General features: G+C 58.8%; 20 protein-coding genes and 5 pseudogenes. 14 read left to right on the forward strand and 11 right to left on the reverse strand.

Going from position 1 to position 26,141, the window contains the following annotated elements; genetic code table 11:
- The first annotated feature begins 193 nt into the window (after positions 1-193).
- Entirely contained in the window at positions 194-1,246 is a 1,053-nt protein-coding gene (locus tag AB8B31_RS32945) for a KamA family radical SAM protein (protein ID WP_342588558.1), read from the forward strand.
- A 547-nt stretch (positions 1,247-1,793) separates the two neighbouring features.
- A complete protein-coding gene (locus AB8B31_RS32950) occupies positions 1,794-2,687 on the forward strand; it encodes a MurR/RpiR family transcriptional regulator (protein WP_096772316.1) in 894 nt (297 codons plus the stop codon).
- Here AB8B31_RS32950 and AB8B31_RS32955 read toward each other — a convergent pair.
- The 3 genes and pseudogenes from AB8B31_RS32955 to AB8B31_RS32965 all read right to left on the reverse strand — a co-directional run bounded on the left by AB8B31_RS32955 (position 2,671) and on the right by AB8B31_RS32965 (position 6,903).
- On the reverse strand, positions 2,671-3,537 hold the full coding sequence (locus AB8B31_RS32955) for a recombinase family protein (protein ID WP_439004414.1): 867 nt from the start codon (positions 3,535-3,537) through the stop codon (positions 2,671-2,673). The genes AB8B31_RS32950 and AB8B31_RS32955 overlap by 17 nt on opposite strands.
- Positions 3,538-3,881: 344 nt before the next feature.
- Positions 3,882-5,078, reverse strand: a complete 1,197-nt coding sequence (locus AB8B31_RS32960) for an IS256 family transposase (RefSeq protein ID WP_097622234.1) — start codon at positions 5,076-5,078, stop codon at positions 3,882-3,884.
- Between the two features lie 183 nt (positions 5,079-5,261).
- A pseudogene (locus AB8B31_RS32965) lies at positions 5,262-6,903 on the reverse strand (MFS transporter).
- Positions 6,904-7,496: 593 nt separating this feature from the next.
- On the opposite strand from AB8B31_RS32965, the pseudogene AB8B31_RS32970 reads away from it, so the two are divergent.
- Both AB8B31_RS32970 and AB8B31_RS32975 read left to right on the forward strand, forming a co-directional pair.
- Positions 7,497-8,268: pseudogene (locus AB8B31_RS32970) on the forward strand (IS110 family transposase); the annotation flags it as partial.
- A gap of 336 nt (positions 8,269-8,604) precedes the next feature.
- Positions 8,605-9,171 (forward strand): UPF0149 family protein, encoded by a 567-nt coding sequence (locus AB8B31_RS32975; protein WP_096772352.1) that lies wholly within the window; start codon positions 8,605-8,607, stop codon positions 9,169-9,171.
- Positions 9,172-9,267: 96 nt separating this feature from the next.
- Here AB8B31_RS32975 and AB8B31_RS32980 read toward each other — a convergent pair.
- Positions 9,268-9,501 (reverse strand): annotated as a pseudogene (locus tag AB8B31_RS32980) (IS5/IS1182 family transposase); the annotation flags it as partial.
- Between the two features lie 183 nt (positions 9,502-9,684).
- Entirely contained in the window at positions 9,685-10,377 is a 693-nt protein-coding gene (locus AB8B31_RS32985; protein WP_239621056.1) for a GntR family transcriptional regulator, read from the reverse strand.
- Between the two features lie 1,276 nt (positions 10,378-11,653).
- Between AB8B31_RS32985 and AB8B31_RS32990 the strand changes: the two genes are divergently transcribed.
- The 6 genes from AB8B31_RS32990 (at position 11,654) to AB8B31_RS33015 (ending at position 17,536) form a co-directional block, all read left to right on the forward strand.
- Positions 11,654-12,736 (forward strand): lysine-2,3-aminomutase-like protein, encoded by a 1,083-nt coding sequence (locus AB8B31_RS32990; protein WP_096772288.1) that lies wholly within the window; start codon positions 11,654-11,656, stop codon positions 12,734-12,736.
- A 435-nt stretch (positions 12,737-13,171) separates the two neighbouring features.
- Positions 13,172-13,873, forward strand: coding sequence for a CoA transferase subunit A (locus AB8B31_RS32995; protein WP_096772291.1), 702 nt, complete (start codon positions 13,172-13,174; stop codon positions 13,871-13,873).
- Positions 13,857-14,513 (forward strand): 3-oxoacid CoA-transferase subunit B, encoded by a 657-nt coding sequence (locus AB8B31_RS33000; protein WP_245424675.1) that lies wholly within the window; start codon positions 13,857-13,859, stop codon positions 14,511-14,513. The genes AB8B31_RS32995 and AB8B31_RS33000 overlap by 17 nt, the downstream gene beginning before the upstream one ends.
- Complete coding sequence (locus AB8B31_RS33005) at positions 14,514-15,797, forward strand: ArgE/DapE family deacylase (RefSeq protein ID WP_096772286.1); 1,284 nt, start codon at positions 14,514-14,516, stop codon at positions 15,795-15,797.
- A gap of 3 nt (positions 15,798-15,800) precedes the next feature.
- Positions 15,801-16,979, forward strand: a complete 1,179-nt coding sequence (locus AB8B31_RS33010; RefSeq protein ID WP_096772285.1) for a thiolase family protein — start codon at positions 15,801-15,803, stop codon at positions 16,977-16,979.
- A 53-nt stretch (positions 16,980-17,032) separates the two neighbouring features.
- Entirely contained in the window at positions 17,033-17,536 is a 504-nt protein-coding gene (locus AB8B31_RS33015) for a GNAT family N-acetyltransferase (RefSeq protein WP_096772290.1), read from the forward strand.
- Between the two features lie 99 nt (positions 17,537-17,635).
- Here the strand turns inward: AB8B31_RS33015 and AB8B31_RS33020 are convergent.
- Together AB8B31_RS33020 and tnpA are read right to left on the reverse strand one after the other, a co-directional pair.
- A pseudogene (locus AB8B31_RS33020) lies at positions 17,636-17,797 on the reverse strand (IS110 family transposase); the annotation flags it as partial.
- 100 nt (positions 17,798-17,897) lie between these two features.
- Complete coding sequence (gene tnpA, locus AB8B31_RS33025) at positions 17,898-18,359, reverse strand: IS66-like element accessory protein TnpA (RefSeq protein ID WP_439004415.1); 462 nt, start codon at positions 18,357-18,359, stop codon at positions 17,898-17,900.
- Here tnpA and AB8B31_RS33030 point away from each other — a divergent pair.
- From AB8B31_RS33030 to AB8B31_RS33040, 3 genes are all read left to right on the forward strand, one after another.
- Entirely contained in the window at positions 18,281-18,676 is a 396-nt protein-coding gene (locus AB8B31_RS33030) for a cupin-like domain-containing protein (protein WP_239621062.1), read from the forward strand. The genes tnpA and AB8B31_RS33030 overlap by 79 nt on opposite strands.
- Positions 18,677-19,109: 433 nt before the next feature.
- Positions 19,110-20,363 (forward strand): ATP-grasp domain-containing protein, encoded by a 1,254-nt coding sequence (locus AB8B31_RS33035; RefSeq protein WP_096772284.1) that lies wholly within the window; start codon positions 19,110-19,112, stop codon positions 20,361-20,363.
- Between the two features lie 687 nt (positions 20,364-21,050).
- Positions 21,051-22,295, forward strand: coding sequence for an ATP-grasp domain-containing protein (locus AB8B31_RS33040; RefSeq protein ID WP_096772283.1), 1,245 nt, complete (start codon positions 21,051-21,053; stop codon positions 22,293-22,295).
- Here the strand turns inward: AB8B31_RS33040 and AB8B31_RS33045 are convergent.
- Positions 22,252-22,566: a M81 family metallopeptidase gene (locus AB8B31_RS33045; RefSeq protein WP_275593049.1), complete on the reverse strand. Its 315-nt coding sequence runs from the start codon at positions 22,564-22,566 to the stop codon at positions 22,252-22,254. The genes AB8B31_RS33040 and AB8B31_RS33045 overlap by 44 nt on opposite strands.
- 13 nt (positions 22,567-22,579) lie before the next feature.
- A pseudogene (locus tag AB8B31_RS33050) lies at positions 22,580-22,630 on the reverse strand (hypothetical protein); the annotation flags it as partial.
- A 345-nt stretch (positions 22,631-22,975) separates the two neighbouring features.
- Between AB8B31_RS33050 and AB8B31_RS33055 the strand changes: the two are divergent.
- Positions 22,976-23,929 carry a LysR family transcriptional regulator gene (locus AB8B31_RS33055; protein ID WP_239621063.1) on the forward strand — a complete coding sequence of 318 codons (954 nt, stop codon included), beginning with the start codon at positions 22,976-22,978 and terminating at the stop codon, positions 23,927-23,929.
- Between the two features lie 42 nt (positions 23,930-23,971).
- On the opposite strand, the gene AB8B31_RS33060 is transcribed toward AB8B31_RS33055, so the two are convergent.
- Both AB8B31_RS33060 and AB8B31_RS33065 read right to left on the reverse strand, forming a co-directional pair.
- Positions 23,972-24,754 carry a GntR family transcriptional regulator gene (locus AB8B31_RS33060; protein WP_439004416.1) on the reverse strand — a complete coding sequence of 261 codons (783 nt, stop codon included), beginning with the start codon at positions 24,752-24,754 and terminating at the stop codon, positions 23,972-23,974.
- The gene (locus tag AB8B31_RS33065) at positions 24,693-26,000 is read right to left on the reverse strand and encodes an aspartate aminotransferase family protein (protein WP_096772375.1); all 1,308 of its coding nucleotides are present in this window, start codon (positions 25,998-26,000) and stop codon (positions 24,693-24,695) included. The genes AB8B31_RS33060 and AB8B31_RS33065 overlap by 62 nt, the downstream gene beginning before the upstream one ends.
- Positions 26,001-26,141: the final 141 nt, after the last annotated feature.

The raw sequence follows: 26,141 nt of genomic DNA on the forward strand, positions 1-26,141 counted from the left end.
GGCCTATCCTCAGGACCGGCGCACGCACGAGCGGTTTGGGGCGCAGCCGGAGCAGGACCCGAGGGAGAGTTCGGTTGACTGCAAGGATCAGAGCCCAAGCTATCGTGAGCTGCGAACGACCTCTGGCGCGCCTCGCGATTGGTCGTTTCAAACATCGCCAATCAACTCGGATCCGCCGATCGATACCGCAGTCATGACCTTCATTGAGGGGACGCGCAGCGTTAGCCCCGGTGAACTACAAGCCAACAGCATCACGCGTTATCATGTCACAAGATTCTACCGTGAACAGATCACCAAAAGTGGCTATTATAACCAACTTAAATACATCGTCGAACCCTCATTCGAAGAGTTCGAGAGCCCCGGCAATTTGGATACCAGCGGCGAGCACGATAACACAGTTGTACCGGGGTTTCAGCACAAATACGCCCGGACGGGATTGTTGCTGGTAACGGACCGTTGCGCTTCATACTGCCGCTACTGCTTTCGCAAACGCATTGTTGGCAAGGACTCCGATGAAATCGCAGCTGATTTCGCGCAGATTGCGCAATATATCGGAAGTCATCCTGAGATGACGAACGTGCTGCTCTCGGGAGGCGACCCGTTCATGCTCAGCACCGCCAGACTTGATGAAATTCTTGACCATCTGCTGCCCTTCCCACATTTGGAGTCCATTCGATTCGGCACAAAAATGGTCGCCTACACGCCCGAAAGGTTCGAGGACCCTGCGTTACCGGCTTTGTTCCAACGGATCCATGACGCGGGCAAGGCCGCAGTGATCGTCACACATTTCGACCACATCGGTGAAATCTCGGTCGATGCTGAGCGCAACATTCGCTCGTTACGCGCGTGTGGCGTGCAGTTCCTCAACCAATCCGTGCTTCTCGGGAAAGTCAACGATGATGCCGAGATCTTAGCGGCAACCTTCGCCAAGTGTCATCAAATAGGTATCCGCCCATATTATCTCTTTCAAGGCAGGCCGGTGAAAGGTGCATCGCATTTTCAGGTTTCATTGCTCCGCGGACTAAAGATTGTGCACGGCATCAACCAACGTCTCAGCGGCATCCAAAAGACATTCAAATACATCATGTCGCATTACACAGGAAAGATTGAGATCCTGGATCTCGGAGCCGATGGCCGCTTGTATATGCGATATCATCAAAACAAAGCCGCAGAAATGATTGGAAAGGTCTTTTCCCGGCCGCACCTCGATGGCGCCTGCTGGTTGGACGACTTGCCTGAAGCGTGAGATCGAAGCGGAAATGCGGATTGCCGTAGAGAGCGAGTGGAGCACGAAGCACCGCCTTTTTTATATGGCAGCACCGTGAGGCGGTGGTGGCGACTTTCTCGCTTGCCCGAGAGTGGAGATGCTATGTGTTCGACGGGAACACCATTAAGGGGTTGGTCACTGCGGCGTGCGGAGTGGCGGAGGACTGGCTTGAACGATTCCATCTGGAACGCGCCCCCAGGACATTCAGCGTGCTTGGTCGTTTGGTAACCGCTACCCTCATCTTGAAAAAATGCTTCGGCAGATCACAGATAGAGCCCTAGCCGGGACCATGACAGAGCTCACGACTGATAGCCCGAAGAGCGGCGCATCGAGTTGCCCACCCAGCTCTACAAGGCGGCCAGGGGCGTGCTGTTCGTGCTCCTCGTCAATGTCTCGTTACTTGGGGTGTTTAAGAAGGACCACAGTTGGGGCACGAGTGGCCGTTAGGCTGAGCCTCGTCGCTGCACTGCGTTTGCGCTTCTGCTGGACTCAACCTTGATCGATCGACCTGAGGACGTAAATCAGAATGGATTTCCCCGTCTCAAACCTCATAAGGGACAGCTATGAGCGCTTCCCGCGGCAAATGAAGGTCGCCGCGCGTTGGTTAGTTGATCATCCGACGGAGGTCGCACTGCTTTCGATGAGAGAGCAGGCACGTCGAGCACGAGTCCCTCCGGCAACACTTACGCGGCTTGCAAAGCGCCTTGGTTTCGATGGTTTCGAGAAATTGAAGGAAGTATTTGCGGACAGCATCAGGGAAGGGCCCGAGAGCTTCATCCGGAGTGCAGAGGAATTGCTGGTGCGACGGCATATCGAGGGCGATGAGGCCCTCATCGGCGATACAATTAGAGCTTTGCATGGCCATCTAGGCGAATTTGCACAGCCCTCAGCGATTGCCACGCTGACAGCAGCCGCCGACCTCATGGTGGAGGCAAGGCAAATTTTTTGTATCGGCCGCCGTTCAAGCTTTCCGGTAGCTTATCTGATGCACTACCTCGGGTCATTGCTCGACTCTCCCACGATATTGATTGACGGAATGGGTGGCTCCTCCACCGATGTGCTCCGAGCTGTCGGTCCACAAGACGCATTGGTCGCGGTTACAGTCAGCCCGTATACTCGCTTCACTGTGCAGGCCGCCGATTTCGCGGTCTCGCGCGGTGCTAAACTAGTGGCTTTGACCGACAGCGACCTGTCTCCGATCGCTAAGATTTCTGAAATTGTGATCCGCGTTCGGACCGAAATGCCCTCGTTTATCCACACAATGACTCCCGCATTTGCCGCGGTGGAATGTCTCCTGCGCCTGGTCGCCGCCAGACGCGGTAATTGCGCCCTTCAAGCTTTGGCAGCCAACGAAGGACATCTCGCAGAATTCGGCACTTATGTCCTGCGGACACCGCGCAAACCTATCGCAAATTTCTGAGCTCAACGACGACCTGTTGGGCTCGCGCAGCATGTCGATGTTGGTATTGGTCCCGCCAACTGATGTAACCTTGATGATTGTCGCGCAACAGCACGCTCCATTCATCCCTCGGCTTGCGCACCCCGGTAACCTTGCGAGCGCGGCCATCGACGATCCGCGTTCGCTGCGCACGTCTTCCGAAGGCATAGGCGCCCGCGTAGAGTGGATCGTGGAGAATCTGCATGACGCTGTGGTAGGCCGGCGCCTTCCAGGCAAGCTTGCAGACGTCGACATTGCGCAGAACGACCGGCATCTTGATATCGGCCCACCGCAGCCACAAAAAGACCTGTCGTCCACTTCCCAGTTCCCGGAATTTGGCGAAGACGAGCCTGATCGTTTCTGCCACATGTTCGTCCGGGTCAATCTCGATCTTGCCCGCCTCGCTCCAGCAAAATCCCGGCGGCAGCATGAACCGCAGTTCCCCGCGTCCTGCCTTGGAATCACGTGCGGCGATGCCGCGCTGACGCATCAAGCTAAGCTCATACTCCGACATCGTGCCTTTCAATCCAAACAGCAGACGATCGTTGACGAGCTGCGGATCATAGGCGCCATCCGGATCGATGACCAGCGTACCCGCAAGCGCGCAAAGGTCGACCAGATGATGCAAGTCCCTGCCGTTGCGCGCCAGGCGTGACGCTTCAATGCAATTGACAGCTCCGACATTGCCGGAGCAAACCTGTTCCACAAGCCGTTCGAATCTAGGTCGTTCCATGCTGCCTGAACCGGAGCGGCCGAGATCATCATCGATTACGCTCACCGACCTGGCGCGAAAGCCTTGGCCACAATCTGCGCACGATCTTCCCACGACCATCGCCGACGCCGCTCCGGCCCCGTCAACAAAACTGCATGTCTCATGCTTCAATGCACTCTTAATTCCACTCTTACGAGCGCAGACTCACGGGAGACGCGGAACTTCGCAAGGCGGTTCACGCCGAAGGGATACGTTCCGCTTCGGCGGGCTGCGGCAAGACCAGAATCGAAAAACGAGGAAAAGGCGGCTGTCGTGAGCAGGGATCGACGCCAGCCGAGTGAACCTGGATGGCAGGTGTTGATGCCACACCCAGGCCAGGAGCTGTGTTGGGTTTGCTGCTATTCTCCGCATCCTAATGAGGTTGTGTGCGTCAAGTTCAGCAAAATGGGCAGTCATGAGACTGGTCATGCGGCATTGCGGAGAGCGAGTTTCTTGTGCTCTCTGAGGTCGTCCATATTGATGTAGCGGTTGGCCTCCATCCAGTTTTCGTGGGTTTCGACGGCAAGCGCCCGGACTAGGCGCAAGCAGCTGTCGGTGTTGGGAAAGATGCGCACGACATAGGTTCTGCGCCTGATCTCCTCGTTGAGGCGCTCGAGCATGTTGGTGCTCTTGAGATGCTTGTGGTGAGTGCGCGGCAGGCGGAAGAAGGTGAGCGTCTGCTCGATGGCCTCCTCGACCCAGCCGGTGAGGCGCGGATATTTGCCCGACCATTTGCCCAGCCAGGCGGCAAGATCGGCCTTCGCCTCGTCGATGTCACGCCGGTCGTAGATCCATCGCAGTTCCTGCAGGCAATCGTCGCCGTGCTTGCGCGGCAGGTGGTCGAGCGCATTGCGCAGGAAGTGCACGTAGCAGCGCTGCCAGGCGGCTTCCGGAATGACTTCGCCGATCGCCGCGACGAGGCCGGCATGATCGTCAGAGACGACGAATTCGATACCCTTGAGGCCGCGGGCTTTCAGCCCCAGCAGGAAGTCCTTCCAGGCCGACCGGCTCTCGCGGCCGGCCATCTCGACGGAGAGGATCTGCCGCCGGCCATCCCAATCGATGCCGACGGCGATCAGCACCGCCTGGCTCCTGACGACGCCGGCCTCTCTGACCTTCTCATAGCGAGCGTCGAGAATGAGATAGGGAAAGGGCTCTTGAAGCGGGCGGCAGGCAAAGGCCTTCAGGCTTTCGTCCAGGCGCTTGTTGATTGCTGAGATCGATGACGCCGAGAAGGAATGACCGCACAGTTCCTCGGTGATCGCCTTGACCTTGCGCGTCGACACTCCCTGCACATACATCTCCGCCAGCGTCGCCACCAGCGCCCGCTCCGAGCGCTGGTAGCGCTCGAACAGTTCGGTGGAGAAGTGCCCGGAGCGATCCTGCGGCACCCGGAGCTCTAACTTGCCGACCCGCGTCATCAGCGTGCGACCGTAGTGGCCGGAGCGGTAGCCGAGCCGCTCGGGCGTGCGTTCGCCTTTCGCAGCTCCCAAAGCCTCGTCCATCTCGGCTTCAAGTACCTCCTGCATGACAGCACGGATCACCTCGTGCAGCCCATCGGGGTTTGAAAGCAAAATATCTTTGACGGCGCCAACGGCAGTCTTATCTTCAATCTTGGTCATGGTGGCGTTCCTTCCAGGGAATCAGGTGACGTTGAACATCACCAGCCTGCCATGGCCGCCCTTCTCAGCGAAATTTGCAGAACCTTCCGCACACTACCCCTAATGATCGTGAGGCTTCGTTTCTGGCCGGCGACACTATGACCGTTGCTGCTGCTCGATAGATGGCCTCATCGCAAAATCACCTCACGGACGCGAAACGCGCGCGGCCGGTTGGCTCCGGGTCCGTCGCGCGTCTGTTGTACGCTCAATTACAAGATCAGTTTCCGGAGGCTTGTCACTCATATGGAAATCGGCGAGAAGCTGGACGACTTGCTGATCCGATGGAGAGAGGCGATGATGCAGACGCAGGAAATCCATCCAGGTCGGCGTGCGGAACGTTTCCGTCCACCGGGAGGGCTTTCGAAGATTTCTCTGGAGCGTCCAGTCGCGCGCACCTGCGCGAGCTAGGGCGTATCTGCGAGTGCGCATGTGATCGAGGAAGATGTCAAGGTCGGTTTCATCTATGGAATATTCCGTCCTCGCTGCAATCGGACCGTTTCGGGGCTTTAGATCAAGCGCCACAGCGGGCGCCGGATACACCGAGCCCTGCTGATCACCCTCCGCCTCCAGATGCACCGGCAAGACGAACCCTGAAGCCGCAAAGAGGAATAGGGCGGCCGCGGCTAATTCGAGAGAAGAAGCCAGCGAATAGGTCTGGGCGACGGTCCCCCAGATCCAGCTCCCCGCTGCCATGCCACCCGACAGGAATGCATAGTAGATTGAGAGCGTACGGCCGACGACCCAGCGCGGACTGCCCAATTGTACCCAGACGTCGAACCCGGTCCAGGTGATGACCCATCCGGCGCCGCCGATGGCAAGCGCAAGTGTCGCCATAGGTACATAGGAGGTGAAGGCAAGCGAGATGCAACACACCGCGGAAGCGATCGAAGCGATCGCCATCAACCATTCCGGAGGAAGCAATTTCCTTAAGAGCCGGTTGTTTAGACCGGCGATGCAGGCGCCTGTTCCAAAACCGGCAAATAGTATGCCGTAGATGATAGGTCCGCCGGCCAAACGATCGCGTGCGACGAGCGGCAGAAGTGCAAGAATGGCAATGGCGGCAAGACCGAAGAGGTTGCACGGATAATCGCCGCTCGGATGTCGGAGGAAAGTGCCGTGAACCGCATGCCGTCGTGGATTGCTGTTGAAATCCGCTCTGCTGGCAGAGGAGACGAGCGAACGTGCCACTTGTTGCGCAACACGGCGCCGAGCGGTGCGAGGTTGCTGCACGCGGCAAAAAGAAAGGCCGCCAAAGGGCCAAGGAACGCGAGAACGGCTCCGCCCACAGCCGGTCCGAGGCTGCGCGTCACGTTGTATCCAACCGACATGAGTGTCACCGCAGCCGGAATATCTCGTTTGTCGAGTTATCACCCACCGAGGCATGCCAAGCGGGGTCATTCAGCGCAAATCCGCAGCCTGCCATAAATCCCAGCCCGAGAATGAGCCAGGGACTGACGAATCCAAAGGCGGCAGCAACTGCCAGTGCGATAGACGCGAGCGCGATTAATGACAGCCCGATGATCATGACCGATCGGCGGCTATACGTATCGGCGATAGCTCCAGCGATGATAGAGAGTATGAATGCTGGAAGCGTGGTCGAAGCCTGCACAAGTGCGACCATCAGATCCGAAGTGGAGATCATCGCCATGAGCCAACTGATTGTGACAGTTTGCACAAGCCATCCTAGATTTGCGACTTGCGTCGAACTCCAGATCGAACGGAATGCGATATTCCGCAGCTGATAGAGGGTGCTTGGCCCGCGCACGGAGACGTCTTTGATCTGCATTCTGCGGGACGCCTCGAGCTTCTTGGAACCCCAGTGACGTAGCAGGATATCCGCAACCATGCTACGAATTCCGCCGTTATTGAGGGCCCTTGGCGCAGGAAGCCTGTGTTGAGCGGGACTGCACCCGGCAGTCCGAGTCCCACTGACATTTCGCTTGCTTATTATAAAGCTTGTAGCCTGTTTAAGATTTTCCGTTTCGAACCCGGGTCAATCGTTTGTCGCGCTATTCTACCGTCCGTTTTTCGCGCACGTGATTGGTTTCACCAGCAGAGAGTGACGAGTCGTCTGTGACCAGCATATCGAGAAGGCGGGCGCTGAATCTGCGGCTTCTGTCTCGGCCATTTTGCTCACTAACACTGTCCGATTATTCCTCTGGAAGGGCGTACCGGAGCACGCGCACTTTCTCCTGGTCGTGGAGGGAATTTCCAACACTCGATTGACACGATAATTGTCATCCTCGAGTTGTTGTTGTCAAAACTTACTAGAGGCGCGGCGTTTTCAGCCAGTTAGAAACGCGACACTAGGACCGTCGGTCAGCCACCGATCTGACCGGCTGGTCCGGGTTGCAGGCGGAGTGGGGCGGGTGAGACGCACGCGGCAAGAACGACGCGGCGGACGCGGAAGCCTTGTGTGAGGCGATGAGCCGACCCACCATGAGGTTCGTGCCGGTGAAGACCGCGAATCAGCAGGCGGCGTTGATGCTGGTCGGCGTGCGGGAGAGACTCATTCGCAATCGAACGCAGCTCGCCAATGCCATTCGCGGTTTTGCCATGGAGTTCGGCATCGTCGCGGCCAAGGGCATGTGCCGGATCGAACCGCTATTGGAGCGAATAGCGGCTGATCAATCCCTGCCTGAATTGGCGCGCGAGCTCTTTGCCATGCATGGTGTTGAATATCGGCAATTGCTTGCCGAGACGAAAGCCATCGAGGAAAAATTGACCGCGCTGCATCGCTCCGATGAATGCAGCAGGCGGCTTGCCGAAATTCCGGGTGTCGGGCCGGTCGGCGCATCGCTTTTGAAGATGAAGACCCCAGATCCCCGAATGTTCAAGTCGGGTCGCGAATTTGCCGCCTGGATAGGGCTTACATCCAAAGACCATTCGACGCAGGCAAGGTAAGGCTTGGTGTGATCACACGTGCCGGCGATGCTGAGGAGCGTTTTAGTGGTTGGCGCGACTGCCCTTCTTCAGCACGTCAGAACAGGTCGAAGCAGACATGCTTCCCGATGGCTCACCGAACTCCTGCAAAGGAAGAAATCGAAGCTGGTTGCGGTGGCACGCCAACAAGATCGCCCGTATCGCCTGGAAGCTCATGGTGAGTGGCGAAAATTATCGGCGGACGGAGGGGCAAACACAGGCAGTATAGGAGATTGGCCATCACGGTGAGCATGATAATGCTACCGTGTTGAGCTGATGCAGTGAACTTGCAAGAGAAAAGCAGATGGTGCGATCGATCGATCCAAGACGCGTGAAACTCCGTCAGTTCCACTGGCCATTCAAGGCAGTTACCGTGTTAGGAGCACGCGTTGCGGAAACCATCTTGGCAAGTGGTCATGTGCGACCACACAGAAAGGCCGCACAGATGGAAGCAAGCGATCCGATCAAAAATTTCTGTTAAAAAACACTTGCAAGTGGGGGCCGTCAACATATGGAACTGGAAGGCTGAGCGCGAGGCGATGACAGAGCAGGAGCGACGGGCGGCATGACGCACAACAGCCAGGGGACGACGACCGCACGACCGAAGCTTGATGATGTGGCGTTCGAGGCGTTTATCAGGGCACGTCGTCCGGCATCGCCAATCTGGTCAATGAGCGGTCTCGATGGCTATCTCACTGCTCTCATCATCGGACCGAGATTTATCGACCCACGCCAATGGATCCCGGAATTGACCAGTCCGGATGCCCTGAATCTGCCGATGGAAACAACTGAACATCGGGCCGTGCAGACGATCGTTGCGGAATATAACCGCATCTCTGCGAGCCTTTCTGAAACACCGAAAGACCCCCGGCCCAAGTTCACCAGGATCGATGATCAGACCTTTGATCCATTCGATTGGATCTCTGCTTTCTGCGAGGAAACAAGTTACGCGCCCAAGCTTTGGCAGCCCGTCCTTCGAGGTCATGCCGTCACTGGGGATATCATCGCGCCCATCCGCAAGCTCGGCGAGGCAAAACGGAAAGCGACCCGCCACGATGCTGCTGAAGTCGCCGAAGCACTCGTCAATATCGGAACCCATTTTATGCCGAAGCGGGCAAAGCAGAAGTTCTGACCGAGAGCCAGAAACCTATTTAGCCGACCGTGAAGAACGCTGTTTTCATTGTGGCGGGCAGGATTGTCCGTCGCCACAGTTTTTACGTTGAGATCTTCAGGAAGCGTGTGACGCGGAAACGTGCGGGGATCGCGGCAGAGCCGCCAGGAGCAATGCGGCGAGCAGGCACAAACAGTCTCTGAACCAGTTAAGCAGGAGCGAGAAGTTGTAGCCAACGGCAGCCAGAACGGCATTGATGGCATCTCCTTGTTGTCCGGCGAGATAATTGCGATCCATCCGATGCTCGTTCTTGATGTGGCCGATGACGGGCTCGACGGCTGACCGTCGTCGTGATCCGTGCAATGCAGGCACGTCGAGGTCCATTTCGTGGTGAACCCGCGCCGAAGCATGAACCCAGCCGAGACCGCCTTCGTACGGACGATTCATGAGATGGTCGCGAAGACCTCGTTGGAGGAGCGCACCTATCTGTAGGGCGACCATCTGGGTTGTCGCGCTGCCCCGATCGGTAACGACTCAGTCCGTCGCCTCGCGGAACCTCATCGCCTCAAGCAAGAATTCGCTCGCATTGCGGATCTCCTCGATGAGGAAGTCGCGCGCTAGATCGGGCTGGTCCTGGCGCAGGGCGCCCATGATTTCCTTGTGCCTGTGCGGCGCCCGGCCGAGCGAGCTTCCCAGCAGCGCCCAGCGCGCCTCCCAGAACATTGGGCTGCGGCGAAGCCACAGGCTCTCGATGAAGCTGAGCAGCAAGGTCGAACCGGAGGAGCGGTAGAGCTCGAACAGGAAGCCGGTATCGGCTTGCCGCACTCCTGTCGGATCGCTGGCGAGCCGGGCGGCTTCATGCTGCGCCACGAAGGCGTCAAGCCGCTCGAACTGTGCGGGCTTCAGATGGGGCGCGGCAAGCGTCAGCGCCAGCGGCTCCAATTGCAGGCGCACCGCCGTCAGTTCGGAAAACTCGCGCCGGGTCATGCGCGGAACCACGGCCGTTCCCGATGGCTTGGCATCCAGCGCTCGCTCGTTGACTAGGCGGCGTAGGGCTGCACGCCCCGGCATGGGGCTCAGCGATAATGTCGCGCAGACTCCCCGAATGGAAAGCTTGCTGTCCGGTGTGAAATCGCCATTGATCAGCGAGTTGCGGATCAGCCGATAGGCCGCTGCCTCCAGCGCGCCCGCGGCCGTGGTTTCGGTGCTCGCTTCGCTCTTGCCCATATGCTCTATGCTCGCTCGATTTCGGCTCCGGATTTTGTCTTGCTGGAACTCAGTCGCACCGTCTGGCTCGTCACGACCGGGTTGCATGGATTGGCTGGTGAGACCGCTTCTGCCAGCCCCTACCTCCATGCTGCGCTTAGTTTTGGAGATACCGGTCGCGCTGAGTCGGCGCGGTCTCCGCCGTATCGCTCGGCACCGCCGTTGATCGTGGCGGGATGATCAGTCAGCGGCTTGTGTCCTGCGGGGTTCGGCCCGGCAGCCGGCAATCGCCTCGTCAGAAAACCAGACGGCGAGGCTTCCGCGCTGCTGCAAGGCAGATTCATACTCCGCCCAATTCCGCACCCGGTATTGCTGCTTCGGAATGCAGTGACGGCGAGCGGCATTAGTTTTGAAGGGCATAGCGGAAATCCGAGATCAGGAGGACGCGGTTCCCTATGCCATGCCACTCCGGCCGCTAAATCGCTCATCGGTGCAACAATGCGTATCAACACCGATCGCCTCGGTGGCGTCCCTCGCAATGTAGTGTACTGAGCTGGATCAGCCGACAGGGCCCTTGGATGAAAACCGAGACGCCAGGCCGCTTGGACGTAGAGCAGACCATCGCCCGGTGTATTGCTTTCAAACAGGATGAGGGCTCTTGTTGCCATTTGTGTTGGCCTTTCGTGGTGTCCGATGCGGCGACATGACGGTAAATCGAGCCAGTTCTCAGACGTGTCTGACTTCCGATTTTTGGTCAGCCTGCCATTAGATTGCCAAGCCTTCCCATCTGCTCCGCAGGTCGGGAAAGCGCGATCCTCATGGCAGTGACATCATTTTGGATGAGCGTGTTCATGAGATGTCCTCGTCGGTCTGCGACGCGCTTTAGGATAACCATGCATCTACCGTTCCAAAAGAGAATACCATTAAAACACAATACGATACCTCTCATGCTGCTATGTCGCTTGTCCAACATCGTTGGACATCAGACAACGCGGGGCGCGCTTGGATGGTGCGTGAGCCCCACTTTCCCGCGAAAGAACCTGTTCGCCATTTCTCGGAGAATGCTTGGGATCCAACAATTGTCGGGTTTGTCGAGTGTGTGGCACGATGCTATGTGACCTGGCGTCCTGCCGCAGTCTCATGGGAGCTATTGAATACACTGCCCAACATATCATCTGAGGCTCTTTCTGCGCAGTTGGCATGACTTTTGAAGCTCCCCTTGTCGCGGTCAGGAATTGCCGTCTGGCATTCATGGCGTGAGTATAGCGCGATCGCTGAAACGAGGGAGTAAAGCAACATGTCAGGGCAGCACAATCAACCTAAGCCGACAAGCGCTCGTCCCATCCGCACACCTGCAGAGCTGGTCGAATCTGGCTTCGTTACGGCTGAAGACCTTGCTAGTAGTATCGACGCCGTGGCCGAGCGCCATGCCGTCGGGATCAGCCCCGCCATCGCCGCGCTGATCGACCGGAACGATCCGAAGGATCCGATCGCGCGCCAGTTCGTGCCGGATGCGGCCGAGCTAAATGTGGCGCCCGAGGAGCGCGAGGATCCCATTGGCGATCTCACGCACAGTCCTGTCGAAGGGATCGTGCATCGTTATCCCGACCGGGTCCTGCTCAAGGCCGTGCATGTCTGCCCGGTCTATTGCCGCTTCTGCTTCCGCCGCCAAATGGTCGGTCCGCAGGGGCTCGGCACCCTCTCGCCCGAGGCCATGGACGAGGCGTTTGCCTATATCGCCAATCGCCCGGAAATCTGGGAGGTGATCCTCACCGGTGGGGAACCGCTCATGCTCTCACCCCGCCGCCTCGGGGAAATCATGCAGCGGCTGGATGCCATCGATCACGTGAAGATCGTCCGCTTTCACACCCGCGTTCCCGTGGTCGAGCCGGAACGGATCAACGAGGCTTTGATTACCGCCATAGAGGCGAGCGGCAAGACGGCCTATGTAGCCCTCCATGCCAATCATCCGCGCGAGTTGGCGCCTTCGGCTCGCGAGGCCTGCGCTCGTCTCGTCGATTCGGGCGTCGTTATGATCAGCCAATCGGTTCTGCTCAAGGGCGTCAACGACGATCCCGACACGTTGGCGGCGCTCATGCGCGCTTTCGTGGAAACGAGGGTAAAACCTTATTATCTTCACCACCCGGACCTCGCCCGCGGCACGAGGCATTTCCGCCTCTCCATTGAGGAAGGCCGCGCCCTCGTGGCAGGCCTGCGCGGTCGAATCTCGGGGCTTTGCCAGCCGACCTACATCCTCGACATTCCGGGTGGGCATGGGAAGGCGGTGATCGGACCGGATGCCATTCAGCAAGAGGAGGCAGGTTGCTATAGGGTCTGCGACTTCAAGGGCGGCGGGCACGCGTATCCGCCTTCGGATTAACATAATTCAATTCAAGCACTACCGATCCTTATGTGGACGGCCTCCACCTCCTATGGGCAATACTCTGATCGACTCGCTTGCGCCCATGTTGGAATAGACGGCCCCTGCGCAGGCGGTTCCAGTCCAGCTCCCAGAGAAGACACTTTTCTCGTAAGGGAGAGCCATAAATTCAATCAATGATCATGATTATATTTATCTGTTTGCGTTATGTAGCGGGAGTGGTCAAATTCGCGAACAAAGTAGATTCCAAACGCAAAGCGACCTTGATGGGTGCTGTCTGGGCAGGGAGGTCCGCACCGGGAACGGCATTCCGCCGTCCGGGACATTGTTTTCCAAAGCCGACAGCGCGAAACCAACGTTTTGGCGCAAGACGATCTGTTCGAACTATTCGCGAACGCTGGCCCGCCGCATATGCGCGAGTCGGCAAGAAGTGGGATGACTTGCATGACACTGCCTGACAAGCGCGGCGCGATTGAAGAGGCCATCTCGGCCATTGGGGACGGCGCCTCGGTCATGCTCGGCGGCTTCGGCGTGCCCGGAACGCCCTTCTGCCTGATCCGTGAGCTGGTTAGGCAGGGCCCCCGCAATCTGATAATCATCAAGAACGACGCCAATGAAGCAGGAATGGGCGTCGATTGGTTGCTAGAAAATGGCCAGGTGGCCAAGCTGGTAACCAGTCATATCGGTCTCAACCCGACCGCCATACGCATGATGAACGAAGGCGCCATCGAGGTGGAATTCGTCCCGCAAGGCATTCTGGCCGAGCGCATCCGCGTGGCCGGAGCTGGAATGATGGGCTTTGTAACTGATATCGGCCTTGGCACTCCCGTCGAGGAGGGAAAGCAGAGCATTGTCATAGAGGGCAGGACGGGTCTTCTCGAGACCGCACTGCGTGCCGATTTCGCGTTGATCCATGCCCACAAGGCCGATGCTTTCGGCAATCTTTCCTTCTCGGCCTCGGCGCGCAACTTCAATCCCCTAATGGCCATGGCCGCGCGCCAAACCATTGTTGAGGCTGAGAGGATCGTGACCCTTGGCGCGCTCCTACCCGAGAGTATCCACTTGTCCGGAGCTTTTGTCGATACGGTGGTTGAACTGACTGAATTGCCGGAGGTCTACGGTGTCGTCCAACGCTAAAGAGAAGATGCTGAAGCGCACAGCTGCCGATATCCTGCCCGGCATGACTGTCAATCTGGGCATCGGGCTGCCGACTGAGGTGCTGCAATATGTGGTCTCCGGCATCCCGGTCTGCCTGCATTCGGAAAACGGGATCGCCGGCGTCGGACCTGTTCTATCGCCCGACATGGCCGACCGCAACCTGATCGACGCTGGCGGCGCCTATGTCTCCACCATACCCGGCACGGCATTCTTCGACAGCGCGGTCAGCTTCGCGATCGTGCGCTCCGGCCGCCTCGATCTGACCCTGTTGGGGGCCTTCGAGGTCGCGGCGAACGGCGATCTGGCGAACTGGAAGATCCCTGGCAAATTCTCGCCGGGCATTGGCGGCGCGATCGAACTGGCGCAAAAGGCGCGGCGGGTGGGCGTTATCATGATGCACACGGATCGCAAGGGCAACCCGAAGATCCTCGTACAATGTACCCTGCCCTTAACCGCCAAAGGCCGTGTGAGCCGGATCTATACCGATATGGCGGTCTTCGACGTCACCGCCGAAGGCCTACATCTGCGCGAAATCGCCGAAGGCGTCGGCCTCACCGAGCTTCGCGCGGCCACCGGCGCCCCATTCCGTATCCCCGATCAGGATTTGCCGAGGTTCTAGATGGACAGGACTGCCATCCTTCATGCGGTCGATGCACTCTTCGATCGCGAACTGGAATTTCTGACCGAACTGGTGCGCCAGCCGTCGACACGAGGGGCCGAGCAATCGGCACAGGATTTCGTGGAGAGGGAGTTGTCTGGACTCGGTTTTGAGGTCGACCGCTGGCAAATCGATGTGAAGGAGATCGCGAACATGCCCGGCTTCTCGCCGGTGATCGGCAATTATGAGAACGCCGTGAACGTGGTGGGCAGCCTACGCAGCCGGACCAGCAGCGGACGCAGCCTGATCCTTAACGGCCATATCGACGTGGTGCCGACAGGCCCGCTGGACATGTGGGATCGCGCACCCTTCGACCCGCACATCGACGGCGACTGGATGTACGGCCGCGGCGCGGGTGACATGAAGGCCGGGTTGACCTCGAACCTCTTTGCCATCGATGCGTTGAAGCATCTCGGCCTGCGTCCCGCCGCCGACGTGTTCTTTCAGTCTGTCGTGGAGGAGGAGTGCACCGGCAATGGCGCGCTAGCCTGCTTGCACCGCGGCTACCGCGCCGATGCAGCACTGATTCCCGAACCGTTTGCCGAAAAGCTCGTGTCCTCGCAGGTCGGGGTGATCTGGTTTCAGGTGCGCCTGAAAGGCTTGCCGACGCATGTCGCCTATGCCGGTTCGGGCGCCAACGCCATCGAGGCGGCCATCCCCCTATTCGAGGCGCTGCACCGGCTGGAGCGGCGGATGAATGCGCCGGAATGCCGCCATCACGACTATGTCGGCCACAGCCATGCGCTCAACCTCAACATCGGCAAGATCGAGGGCGGCGACTGGGCAAGTTCTGTCCCCGCCTGGTGCGTCTTCGATGTGCGCATGGGGGTATTCCCTGGCCAGAGACTCGACGAAGTGCGCCACATGATCGAAGAGACCATCTTCGATGCGGCCCGCAACCACCCCTTCCTCGCCGAGAACGGTCCCGAAGTTGTCTATAATGGCTTCGCCGCAGAGGGCTATTCCTTCAAGGATGACAAAAGTGCAGCGGCGCGCGCGGCGCTGGCCGCGCTCGACCGCGCCCACAGCCTTGTCGTTGGCAAGCCCCTTGAACACGAGGCGATCACCGCCACCACGGACGCCCGTTTCTTCGGCCTCTACGCCGACACCCCAGCGCTCGTCTATGGCCCGCGCGCCGAGGCGATCCACGGGTTCAACGAGCGCGTCGACCTAGACTCAGTCCGGCGCGTGACACAATCGACCGCCCTGTTCATCGCCGACTGGTGCGGCCTGGAGGAAGTATAACCCATGCGCGACGCCGTCATTGTTTCCACCGCCCGAACCCCGATCGGCAAGGCCTATCGCGGCGCCTTCAATGCCACGCAAGGGCCGCTTCTGGCGGCCTATGCCGTGCGCGCCGCCTTGGCTCGTGCCGGGCTAGAGGGCGGAGAAGTGCAGGATTTCACGCTGGGCTGCGCCCTGACTCAGGGCACCAGCGGCATCAATGTCGCCCGCCATACCGTCTTCGCCGCTGGCCTTCCCGACGGCGTGCCAGCCGTTACCATCGACCGGCAATGCGCGTCTGGTCTATCGGCAATTGCAACGGCAGCCAACCAGATCCGCTCCGGCGACTGCGATATTGCTCTGGCCGGCGGCATGGACAGCATCTCGCTGGTGCAGAACGACGATTGGAACGGCACCCACTATCGTGTGCCGGCGATCCGCGGGGGATACTATATGCCCATGCTGGCCACGGCGGATCTGGTCGCGCGCAAATATCGCGTCACCCGCGCGGCGCAGGATGAATATGCGCTGATCAGCCAGGAGCGCACTGCCGCCGCGCAGGAAGCGGGGCGCTTCGCCGACGAGATCGTTCCGGTTTTGGCCGAGCAGCCTCCAAAGAACCGGGAAACGGGCGAGGAAAGTATTGCGTCAGTCACATTGGGGCGCGACGAATGCAATCGTCCCGGCACCACCCTGCAAGGCTTGGCGGCGCTCGCGCCCGTGATGGGCGAGGATTCGACCGTCACTGCCGGTAATTCCTCCCAGCTTTCCGACGGCGCCTCGGCTTGCGTCCTGATGTCGGCCTCGGAGGCGGCCTCACGAAACCTCACCCCGCTCGGTGTATTCCGCGGCATGCTAACCGTCGGCTGCGCTCCTGAGGAAATGGGGATCGGACCCGCGCTGGCCATTCCGTCCTTGCTCGATCGCCACGGCCTTTCGCTCGACGACATCGACCTCTTCGAGATCAACGAAGCCTTCGCCGCGCAACTGGTCTATTGCCGCGACCTACTCGGACTTGACTCGGATAAGTTGAATGTCAATGGCGGCGCCATCTCCATCGGTCATCCCTACGGGATGAGTGGATCGCGCCTTGTCGGCCACGCGCTGCTGGAGGGACGCCGGCGTGGCGCGCGCTTCGCCGTGGTGAGCATGTGCGTGGGTTGGGGCATGGGGGCGGCAGCGCTGCTTGAGGTCGCTTCCTGAGCAATATCGACCTCTCTCGAGGTCGCCTGGCGAGCGGAGCAGAAAGGATCATGATGACGTCTGGATTATCATTCCGGTTGGCCAAGCGCGAGGATTGCGAAGAGATCCTGCTGGCGCTTCGGTTGCTGGCTGAGTCTCTCGGCACTCCCGGGCGCTTGAAAAGCACCAGGGAAAATATTGAAGCCGCCGGATTCGGTCCTCGGCGCGAATTTACCGTGATGCTGGCCGAGGTCGACGGCAAGATCGCCGCCATCTGCCTTTACTTCCCGATGTTTTCTTCTTGGATGGGCAAGCCGGGCCTGTACATCCAGGACCTCTTCGTCCACGAGGAATTTCGCAGCGCCCGGATTGGTGAAAAGCTGCTGCGCCACGTAGCCCGATCCGCTAGCAATGACGGTTACCACTATCTCCGCCTGACAGTCGATCATGGCAACCAGGCGGGGGCTCGCTTCTATCTTCGGCATGGATTCGAACCGGCGAACGATGAGACGAGCTACAGGCTTCATGGTGAGGCATTCGAGAGATTTTGTCGCAGCGGAACTAACCGCCACTCTTGAGGCTGTACGACTAGCGCCCTCTGCCCTTTGTTAAGGTGCCCCTCCGGATACGTGTGCCAGTTTTTTTGGACTTGTTTCGGAAAAGATACTGCTGTCGAATCCAGTACGAGATCGCACCTTCTCCTGGAGCTGAGCAAAACGATCCAGCAATGCCGTCACATCGCCACCAACCACCGAGTGCTTCGACATCTTCTCGCCGTTTCACAGCGACAACAAGGTGATCGGCCACATTGAGCGAGAGCGTTCCAATAATACGAAAATTGCGGCATGATCGTCAACACTGGTGGCGCTATTCGCAGTTCTTTGTGGGGCCGAAGGGAGTCGTTACCCCCTTCATTTTGACACGCTACCTAGCCATAAACTATTTTCCAGATCTACGGTCGATGGCGGCGATCCGGGCAGCAGACGCCCCTTCCTCAAGACGGATTGTGACAGAACCGACGACAATCTCGGCGCGGGAGGTCTGCTTGGCCGCCGGCGGCTCCGGCGCGGGAGTCTCGACAACGATGGCCGCGAATTCGACTGCGTCTTCCGGCTCAGGCAAGACCAGCTTGCCCTGCCGCGCCAGTGTTCGCCAGGACGACAGGTGATTGGCCTTCAACCCGTGGCGTTCCGCCACTTCGTTCACCGTCACTCCCGGACGCAAATTCTCCGACACGATCCGCGCCTTGACTTCGTCCGGCCATTGCCGATGAAACTCCCGTCGGCTCCGTACGCTTCGTAAGAACCTCCAGTGTAGTATCCATGGAGAAACTCCTTGTCGCTCGTCCATGGAAACTCGATCACAGATCAGGCGACAGCGGGCAATGTGGGGGCACAACATCGGTTAAGGTGCAAAACAAGTTCACCATTCTGCCGCCTAGCCAAGCCGCCTACTGTGGACGCCGCGGCTGGCGGTGGTTTGATGTCGACCCAGAGCAACCGGACTACAAACGCTTCCCTCAGTATAAACGAGCTGCACCCGCTGCAGTTACGGTGAATGCTGGCGACATCCTGTATATGCCGCCGGCAGCACTCCACCATGTCCGCAGCTTATCCACCTCAATTTCCTTCAATATCGATTTCCACACAAAAACGGAGCGTATTAGATGCGCTAGCGAGGGCGGACAAGGATATGCCGAAAGAGGTGGTTTTCTATAATGCAATCAACGCGCTCGCGGTAACAAGCAGCATACCAGAGGCCATCACCTTTCCGCTATGCCGGCCTTACTTAAGCTATATAAGTTGACGGACGAACGCTCTCTGCGGTGAGAGCTGCCTGCGCGACAGGCTCGCACCCATCAGTCTTAGTACACGCGCAGGACTAGCATTCTGGTGGGACAGTCGCTCACGCCGCATTTCACTTAGCTGCGGCTCAGCGATGGCAGGACCACAGCTCTGTGACGGCCTGATCCGGTCGGCATCCGATCTTGCGAATTTCGCTCGCATAACGAGCGCCGTAGAGGCCGATTTCAAAATTTTACACAATCTTTGCAACGCAATTCCACCGACAATGATACGCTCGCCGCGAGTATCCATTGAGAGAAAGACGCTACCTGTTACTTGCCCTTGCATCGGTCGGAGTTTAACACCAATGGCAAAAAGAGCGCTCATCCTAATTGAAGGTAGTAGAGGTAATGGTCCTCTGTATATGAAGGCGGCTGAGCGCCTTGGACTTTATCCAATTACATTAGCGGCTGATCCAACTCAGTACGGCTATCTTGAGTTGGAAAGGGGTGAGGCAATCCGTGCCGACACGGATAGTCTAGACGCTATGATCCGCCAGTGCTCCCGACTAAGTGCTCCGTATGACCTTGCCGGCATTACGGGCTTTGCCGGTCGCGATGAATCGGAATATTTGATAATAAGCAAGCTTTGCCGCCACTTCGATTTGCCCGGTCCGAATCCGGCTTCAATCGAACGGTGCTATGACAAATTCGCCCAACGGGAGGTCCTCGCACAAGCCGGGGTTCCAGTACCTGCTTACCGTCTGGCAACAGACGCGACTGGCATTGAAAGTGCTGCTAAAGAAATCGGGCTGCCGGTAATTCTTAAGCCAGTTGTTGGCAGTGGCAGCACGGGTGTTCGATTGTGCCGCAACTTGGCTGAATTGACTGAGCACACGGACCAGCTGCTAGGCGGGAAACACGTCTGGCGGTCTTCGCCGAAGATGCTGGTGGAAGAATTTGCGCAAGGCCCGTATTATACCGTCGACACTATGGGAAATGAGGTTATCGCAATTGGCACCGCTGATTTCGGCGATCCACCCTATTTCATTGCTCGTGAATACATCTTTCCGGCCCTGCTGGCTGACGCCGAGCATGAGCGAATCTCGGATGTGGCAATGAGCTGTTTGGAAGCTCTGGGTCTTGGGTGGGGGCCCGCGAACATTGAATTCCGGTGGACAAAACGCGGACCGGTCGCCATTGAAATCAATCCCCGCGTTCCGGGCTTGGCGACTCCTCGGCTAGTGCAGCTGGCGTATGGCGTAGATCTCGTGGCCGAACACATCAAGCTTGTGGTAGGCGAGGAATCGGTTTTGCGCATAACGCGGTCACAGGTCGCCGGCGCACGGTTCCTAGTGCCGGACAGGGACGGCATTCTCGAGTGGGTCGACGGTGATCGAAGGGCGGCGGCTGAAAAGGGAGTGGCCGAGGTCGAATTGTACATTAAACCCAAGACGCCAATTGTCAGAAAGAGCGACGACCGAGACGCGATCGGACATGTCATCGCTACCTCATCCCACCACACTCATACCGAGACGATACTCGAGCGTGCCACAGGCCTAATTACTTGGTCTATTGTACCGTTCTCGACCCCTGCCGATAAACGGCACCCAATCACATAAATTCCCTGCTTGCAGGTGGAGGAGACTCTCTCCCAGTGTCCTGCTGTTGATCGGTTTTGTGTCCGAGCGGCTTTATGCTGGGTCTAACTACCGCATCCTCAATCATCGCGTGCCAAATTATCATCGACCTAAGCTCCAATCGTATGGATGGTGTCCCAGGGAGTTGTGTAGCTCGATAGCGGTGGTCATCGGCTTTTTTCCGGTAGGGTTGGGTTGTTCAAGCGTTCAAGCACAACAGCGAGAAGGGGCTGAGAATGTCAATCGTCCGCAATCGAGCACGATTATTAAGCGCGCGACAGTTGTCGCCACAGGTGTGACGGTCGGCTCTGTCCCTTGCAAACCGCACAAACCAAGTTGATGGGCCGCCGTTCTCAATGTCCGAAAGCGGATAAGACCGGTTTCCCTTCGCGATGATCATGTTCTATACGCGATTTTAACGGCCGACTGATCAGCATCAAAACCGCCAGCATCTCTTCCGAGGGTGCACCTTTTTGAGGATGCTCCATGCTACCGACCGCCAATCAAAATATTGCACCAGATTCGTCAAATAAAAATTTACAAGATCTTTACGACCGCAACTCGGTGAGAATGGTACGTTCACTGCAGGTCGGGGTCGGGCGCGGCTAGCAAGCTTGATGCCGTTAACGTCCGGACCGCCGCACATAACGATACGGAGGTCAGTAGTCAATGGCAAGAAGAGCGCTCATCCTGCTTGAAGGCGCACACGGTGTTGGTCAGCAATATGTCCAAGCTGCCCAGAGTTTTGGCCTTCATCCAATTACTCTGTTGGCCGATCCAGCTCAGTACCACCATCTCGCAGCGGGAGGCCTTGACGCAATCCAGGTTGATACGAACAATCTTTCTGCGCTTATCCACGAATGCTCTCGGCTACGTGGGACCTACGAGATTGCTGGCGTTACAAGCGCCGAGGATAAGGTCTATGCGATGGTGGGAAAGCTCTGCCAGCATTTAGATTTACCGGGACCGAATCCCGCGTCCGTCGAACGATGCTGCGACAAATTCACTCAGCGTCGCCTGCTTGAAGACGCCGGCGTTCCGATACCCTTTTATCGTTTGGCCACTAACGCGGCGGAGGTTGAAAGCTCTGCCGCGGACATCGGCCTGCCAGTGGTAGTCAAGCCAGCGCTCGGCGGTACCGGCGGCGTCGGTGTCCGACTGTGCCGCAACGTCGCTGAATTGACTGAGCACACGAACCATCTGCTAGGCGGGAAACACCTCTGGCTGTCTTCACCGAAGATACTCGTCGAAGAATTCGCACAAGGCCCGTTCTATGAAGCTGAAACCATGGGAAATGAGGTCATTGGGATTAGCGCCGCCGACTTCGATCATCCACCGCATTTTGTCTTTCGCGAGAGCATCTTTCCGGCCTCGCTGACTAATGACGAGCACAAGCGCATCTCCCACGTGGCGCTGAGCTGTTTGGGAGCTCTGGGTCTGGGGTGGGGCCCAACTAACATTGAATTGCGGTGGACGACGCGTGGCCCAGTCGTAATAGAAGTCAATCCGCGTATCGCGGGTGGAACCTATCCTCGGCGGGTTCAGCTGGCTTATGGTGTCGATCTCGTAACCGAGCACATTAAACTTGCCACGGGCGTGGACTGGGAGTTGCGCAGACGGTATCTCCAAACTGCAGGCGTGCGGTTCCTATTGCCTGATCGCGATGGCACTCTCAATTGGATCGGTGGCGACAGTCGGGCTGCTACCGTGTCGGGTGTTGTAGAGGTCAAACTTTATGTCGAACCTAAGACGCAGATCGTCAGGAAAGGTGACTACCGAGACCGCATTGGACATGTGATCGCCGCTTCATCAAGCTTTGCACAGACCAAGGCCATACTTCAGGACGCGGTCGGTCTAATAGATTGGTCGATTACTCCATTCTCGCCCCCTGACCAAGAGGAACACCCCTCATGACTGGACGATTCGCCAGCGTGACGCTTGGCTTGATCTCACCCGGCATCGCTCGCTGCAGCAGGCGGGCGGCACGCTCGGCGGTCTCGTACGTCTCGGTATGCGGCGTCGTCCGGTAGGTGGTGATGATGTCGGCCAGGCACGCCATGTTTTCCGTTGCGTTTGCGTGCAGGTCCGGGGTGACGGCAACGGGCAGTTCGCACCCGACGATTGCCCGTACTTGCCGGGAGGATCTCGCCCTCGGCGTCGTCGTGGCTCTCGGTGACCATCGCACCGTCTAGCAGTATCACGCCGTCCACTGGCATCTCGCGTTTAAGCGCTTGAGTGATGATCCCCATCAGGTTGTCGAAGGCCTGGTCCGTGACTTTCCCCCGGCCTCTTCGATAGCGGCGGCGAAAACGGTAAGAGACATTCGATCAACTCCCTTTGTCATCTTATGCCTCAAGCGTGGCGGGAGGTTTGGGAACATCGATTCAAAACTTTTAACGGTCCGTCCCACTGCAATGGACGTTGCCAGCGCAATCTTAGCGATTTCTCGGCTATCGAATGGTCGTCTGCATGCGACGATGACTTCAAACTCGACTAGCACTTTGCATTTGGAATCAGGTTGTTGGCCAACTTGACTCATCACCGCTCATAGCGCAAAGAGATCATCATAATCCTGATGATTGATTGGATTAATAGTGCGGCCATACGAAGAGCGTTTTCTCTGGAGGCTTGACTGGAACCTGCTGCGCACTTTCACGGTGGTCGTCGAACAGGGCGGCATTACGCGGGCGGCGGAATTTATGAACCTCAGCCAGCCTACTATCAGCAGTGCGCTGAAACGCCTGGAAGAGACCACAGAGAAGCGGCTGCTTGATCGCCGACCCGGGCATTTCGCGCTGACCCCGGCGGGTGAGACGCTTTTTCGCGAAAGTTGCATGCTTTTGGGCTCGATCTCACGACTGCCGGGTCTAATGGCGGCGGCGGAGACCGTTGTCACCGGCCATGTGGCCATCGCGATGACCAGCCATGTGGTCTGCCCGCATTTCGATGAGGCAATGGCCCGCTTCAACACAGCCTATCCCGAGGTGACCTATTCGATCTCGATCACCGACAGCGCCGAGGTCCTAAGCCGGGTGCGGCAGAACCAGGCGTCGGTAGGCTTGTGCCTAATGTGCGAGGATGATCCCATGCTGGACAGCCGCATCCTGTTCCGGGAGTTCTTCGGCCTGTTCTGCGGTCCGCCGCACAGGCTGTTCGGCCGATCGGACATCGGGATCGAGGATGTGTCCGGCGAACGCTCGGTGTCGTTCCAAACCGAACTCGAGAACGGGCCGCTCTATCTGGTGCGCCAGTTGCGTGAGCGCGTCAATCTGCACCCCGAGCCCCACGGCCTGTCTGCCAATCTGCCCGAGGTGCGGCGAATGATCATCACGGGAACGGGCATTGGAGCGCTGCCAGTGCATATCGCCAGTCGCGACGTCGACGCCGGGCTCCTGTGGCAGGTGCCGCCGAAGGACCATCTGCCGGCGGTCGAGGTCCATTTCGTGGTGAACCCGCGCCGAAGCATGAACCCAGCCGAGACCGCCTTCGTACGGACGATTCATGAGATGGTCGCGAAGACCTCGTTGGAGGAGCGCACCTATCTGTAGGGCGACCATCTGGGTTGTCGCGCTGCCCCGATCGGTAACGACTCAGTCCGTCGCCTCGCGGAACCTCATCGCCTCAAGCAAGAATTCGCCCGCATTGCGGATCTCCTCGATGAGGAAGTCGCGCGCTAGATCGGGCTGGTCCTGGCGCAGGGCGCCCATGATTTCCTTGTGCCTGTGCGGCGCCCGGCCGAGCGAGCTTCCCAGCAGCGCCCAGCGCGCCTCCCAGAACATTGGGCTGCGGCGAAGCCACAGGCTCTCGATGAAGCTGAGCAGCAAGGTCGAACCGGAGGAGCGGTAGAGCTCGAACAGGAAGCCGGTATCGGCTTGCCGCACTCCTGTCGGATCGCTGGCGAGCCGGGCGGCTTCATGCTGCGCCACGAAGGCGTCAAGCCGCTCGAACTGTGCGGGCTTCAGATGGGGCGCGGCAAGCGTCAGCGCCAGCGGCTCCAATTGCAGGCGCATCGCCGTCAGTTCGGAAAACTCGCGCCGGGTCATGCGCGGAACCACGGCCGTTCCCGATGGCTTGGCATCCAGCGCTCGCTCGCTGACCAGGCGGCGTAAGGCTGCGCGAACCGGCATGGGGCTCAGCGATAATGTTGCGCAGACGCCCCGAATGGAAAGCTTGCTGTCCGGTGTGAAATCGCCATTGATCAGCGAGTTGCGGATCAGCCGATAAGCTTCTTCCTCCAGCGCGCCCGTGGCCATGGCTGACGAAGTTATGTCGCTCCTGTCCATCTTGTAGCGATCTGCCTTTGGTGCCGGCCTATCGTAGCAATGCCGCCCTTGCGTCGAGGAAATCCCCGACGGCAGCGGTGAAATGCGCAAGGTCGCGTTCCGTCGTCGGCAAGCTGAGCGCAGTCATGCCGCGGCGGGCGATGTAGATGCCGGCGTCGAGCATGTCGAAGAAGAACAGCTCTTTCAGCGCCTCCTCCCTGGGGGTGACCGCATAGGGGCGGTCAATGCGGCCCCGACGGAAATGGGCCGTGGCGAGCGAGCCAAGGCCACAGAACTGCAGCGGCGCGCCGGCCGTGTTGGAAATTGAGTTGTGTCGTTCGCGCAGGCCCTCCCCGAGCGCGAATAGACCGGCAGCTGCTGCGGCGGTAAACACCTCTTCCATGGCGGTGACGCCTGCCGCCATGGACATCACGTTGTTGTTGAAGGTGCCAGCATGAAGCACCTTAGAGACGAAGATCTCCATGAGGTCGTGGCGCCCGCCAAAGGCGCCGAAGCTCATGCCGCCGCCGATATATTTTCCAAGCGTGGTCATGTCGGGCAGGATACCGAGACGTTCCTGCAGGCCGCCTCCCGACATGCGCGAGGTCATCACCTCGTCGAAGATCAGTATCGCACCGGCAGCGCGTGTGGCCTCGGCGACTGCCGCCAGAAAGGCAGGCTCCGCGGCGATGCAGCCCCCGCTGCCCATCATCGGCTCGACAATTACGGCAGCAAGGTCGTCGCCGATGGCCCGGATGGCGGCCACTGTGCCATCGGTGTCGTTGTAGTCGCATAGCGTCACCGGGAACGGGGCTGTGATCAGGCTCGAGCCGGTCACGGGGTAATACAGAAGGCTGCCGTGATAGCCGCCGCGGAAGGCAATGATGCGCTTGCGCTCCGTCACCACCTGCGCGGCGCTAAGCGCAATAAGGTTGGCCTCGGTGCCACTGTTGGTGAAGCGGATCATGTCGATGGACGGAAAGCGGTTGCAGAGGATCTTGGCAAGGCGCTGCTCAGCCTCTCCCACCGCCGCCAGGCTCAGTCCTTTCGCCATCGCGTCGTGGAGGGCGGCATGGATGCGGCTGTCGGTATGGCCGAACAAACCGGCAGTGTATTCGCCGCACAGGTCGAGATAGGCGTTGCCGTCAATGTCCCAAAGCCGGCAGCCCTCGCCGCGCGCCATGGCAGTCGGAAAAGGCGCATAGGCGAGCACGGACCGGGTGTTGCCGCCGGGGAGGACGTTTATCGCCTCGCGATGCAGCGCCGCACTCTTGGGGCGCTTCGCGTTATAGCGTTCCCGCGCTTCGAGGAGAGCGGCGTCGAGGGAAGATTTCTGTTGGGCAGGGGGCTGGGGCATCACAGATCAGATCTCACTATGGATAGTTCTGAGATCACAAAAGTCTATTTTAGGGATTTAATCAAGGGCCTTCTGCTGACTAGATGTGAGCTTCCAATAGGTTGTCCATTCGATCCGGACCGGGAAAGCTGAGGTTGTCGA

The organism is Rhizobium sp. 62_C5_N11_2 (assembly GCF_051811185.1).
Taxonomy (GTDB): domain Bacteria; phylum Pseudomonadota; class Alphaproteobacteria; order Rhizobiales; family Rhizobiaceae; genus Rhizobium; species Rhizobium leguminosarum.

Bases quoted from the DNA above. Each gene is read 5' to 3' on its own strand.
- tnpA (WP_439004415.1), bottom strand. From the start codon at position 18,359: ATGTTGTGCCCCCACATTGCCCGCTGTCGCCTGATCTGTGATCGAGTT.
- AB8B31_RS33030 (WP_239621062.1), top strand. From the start codon at position 18,281: ATGGAGAAACTCCTTGTCGCTCGTCCATGGAAACTCGATCACAGATCA.
- AB8B31_RS33010 (WP_096772285.1), top strand. From the start codon at position 15,801: ATGCGCGACGCCGTCATTGTTTCCACCGCCCGAACCCCGATCGGCAAG.
- AB8B31_RS32950 (WP_096772316.1), top strand. From the start codon at position 1,794: ATGGATTTCCCCGTCTCAAACCTCATAAGGGACAGCTATGAGCGCTTC.
- AB8B31_RS32945 (WP_342588558.1), top strand. From the start codon at position 194: ATGACCTTCATTGAGGGGACGCGCAGCGTTAGCCCCGGTGAACTACAA.
- AB8B31_RS32960 (WP_097622234.1), bottom strand. From the start codon at position 5,078: ATGACCAAGATTGAAGATAAGACTGCCGTTGGCGCCGTCAAAGATATT.
- AB8B31_RS32985 (WP_239621056.1), bottom strand. From the start codon at position 10,377: ATGGGCAAGAGCGAAGCGAGCACCGAAACCACGGCCGCGGGCGCGCTG.
- AB8B31_RS33015 (WP_096772290.1), top strand. From the start codon at position 17,033: ATGACGTCTGGATTATCATTCCGGTTGGCCAAGCGCGAGGATTGCGAA.
- AB8B31_RS32995 (WP_096772291.1), top strand. From the start codon at position 13,172: ATGACTTGCATGACACTGCCTGACAAGCGCGGCGCGATTGAAGAGGCC.
- AB8B31_RS33040 (WP_096772283.1), top strand. From the start codon at position 21,051: ATGGCAAGAAGAGCGCTCATCCTGCTTGAAGGCGCACACGGTGTTGGT.
- AB8B31_RS32990 (WP_096772288.1), top strand. From the start codon at position 11,654: ATGTCAGGGCAGCACAATCAACCTAAGCCGACAAGCGCTCGTCCCATC.
- AB8B31_RS33065 (WP_096772375.1), bottom strand. From the start codon at position 26,000: ATGCCCCAGCCCCCTGCCCAACAGAAATCTTCCCTCGACGCCGCTCTC.
- AB8B31_RS32955 (WP_439004414.1), bottom strand. From the start codon at position 3,537: ATGGTCGTGGGAAGATCGTGCGCAGATTGTGGCCAAGGCTTTCGCGCC.
- AB8B31_RS33005 (WP_096772286.1), top strand. From the start codon at position 14,514: ATGGACAGGACTGCCATCCTTCATGCGGTCGATGCACTCTTCGATCGC.
- AB8B31_RS33035 (WP_096772284.1), top strand. From the start codon at position 19,110: ATGGCAAAAAGAGCGCTCATCCTAATTGAAGGTAGTAGAGGTAATGGT.
- AB8B31_RS32975 (WP_096772352.1), top strand. From the start codon at position 8,605: ATGACGCACAACAGCCAGGGGACGACGACCGCACGACCGAAGCTTGAT.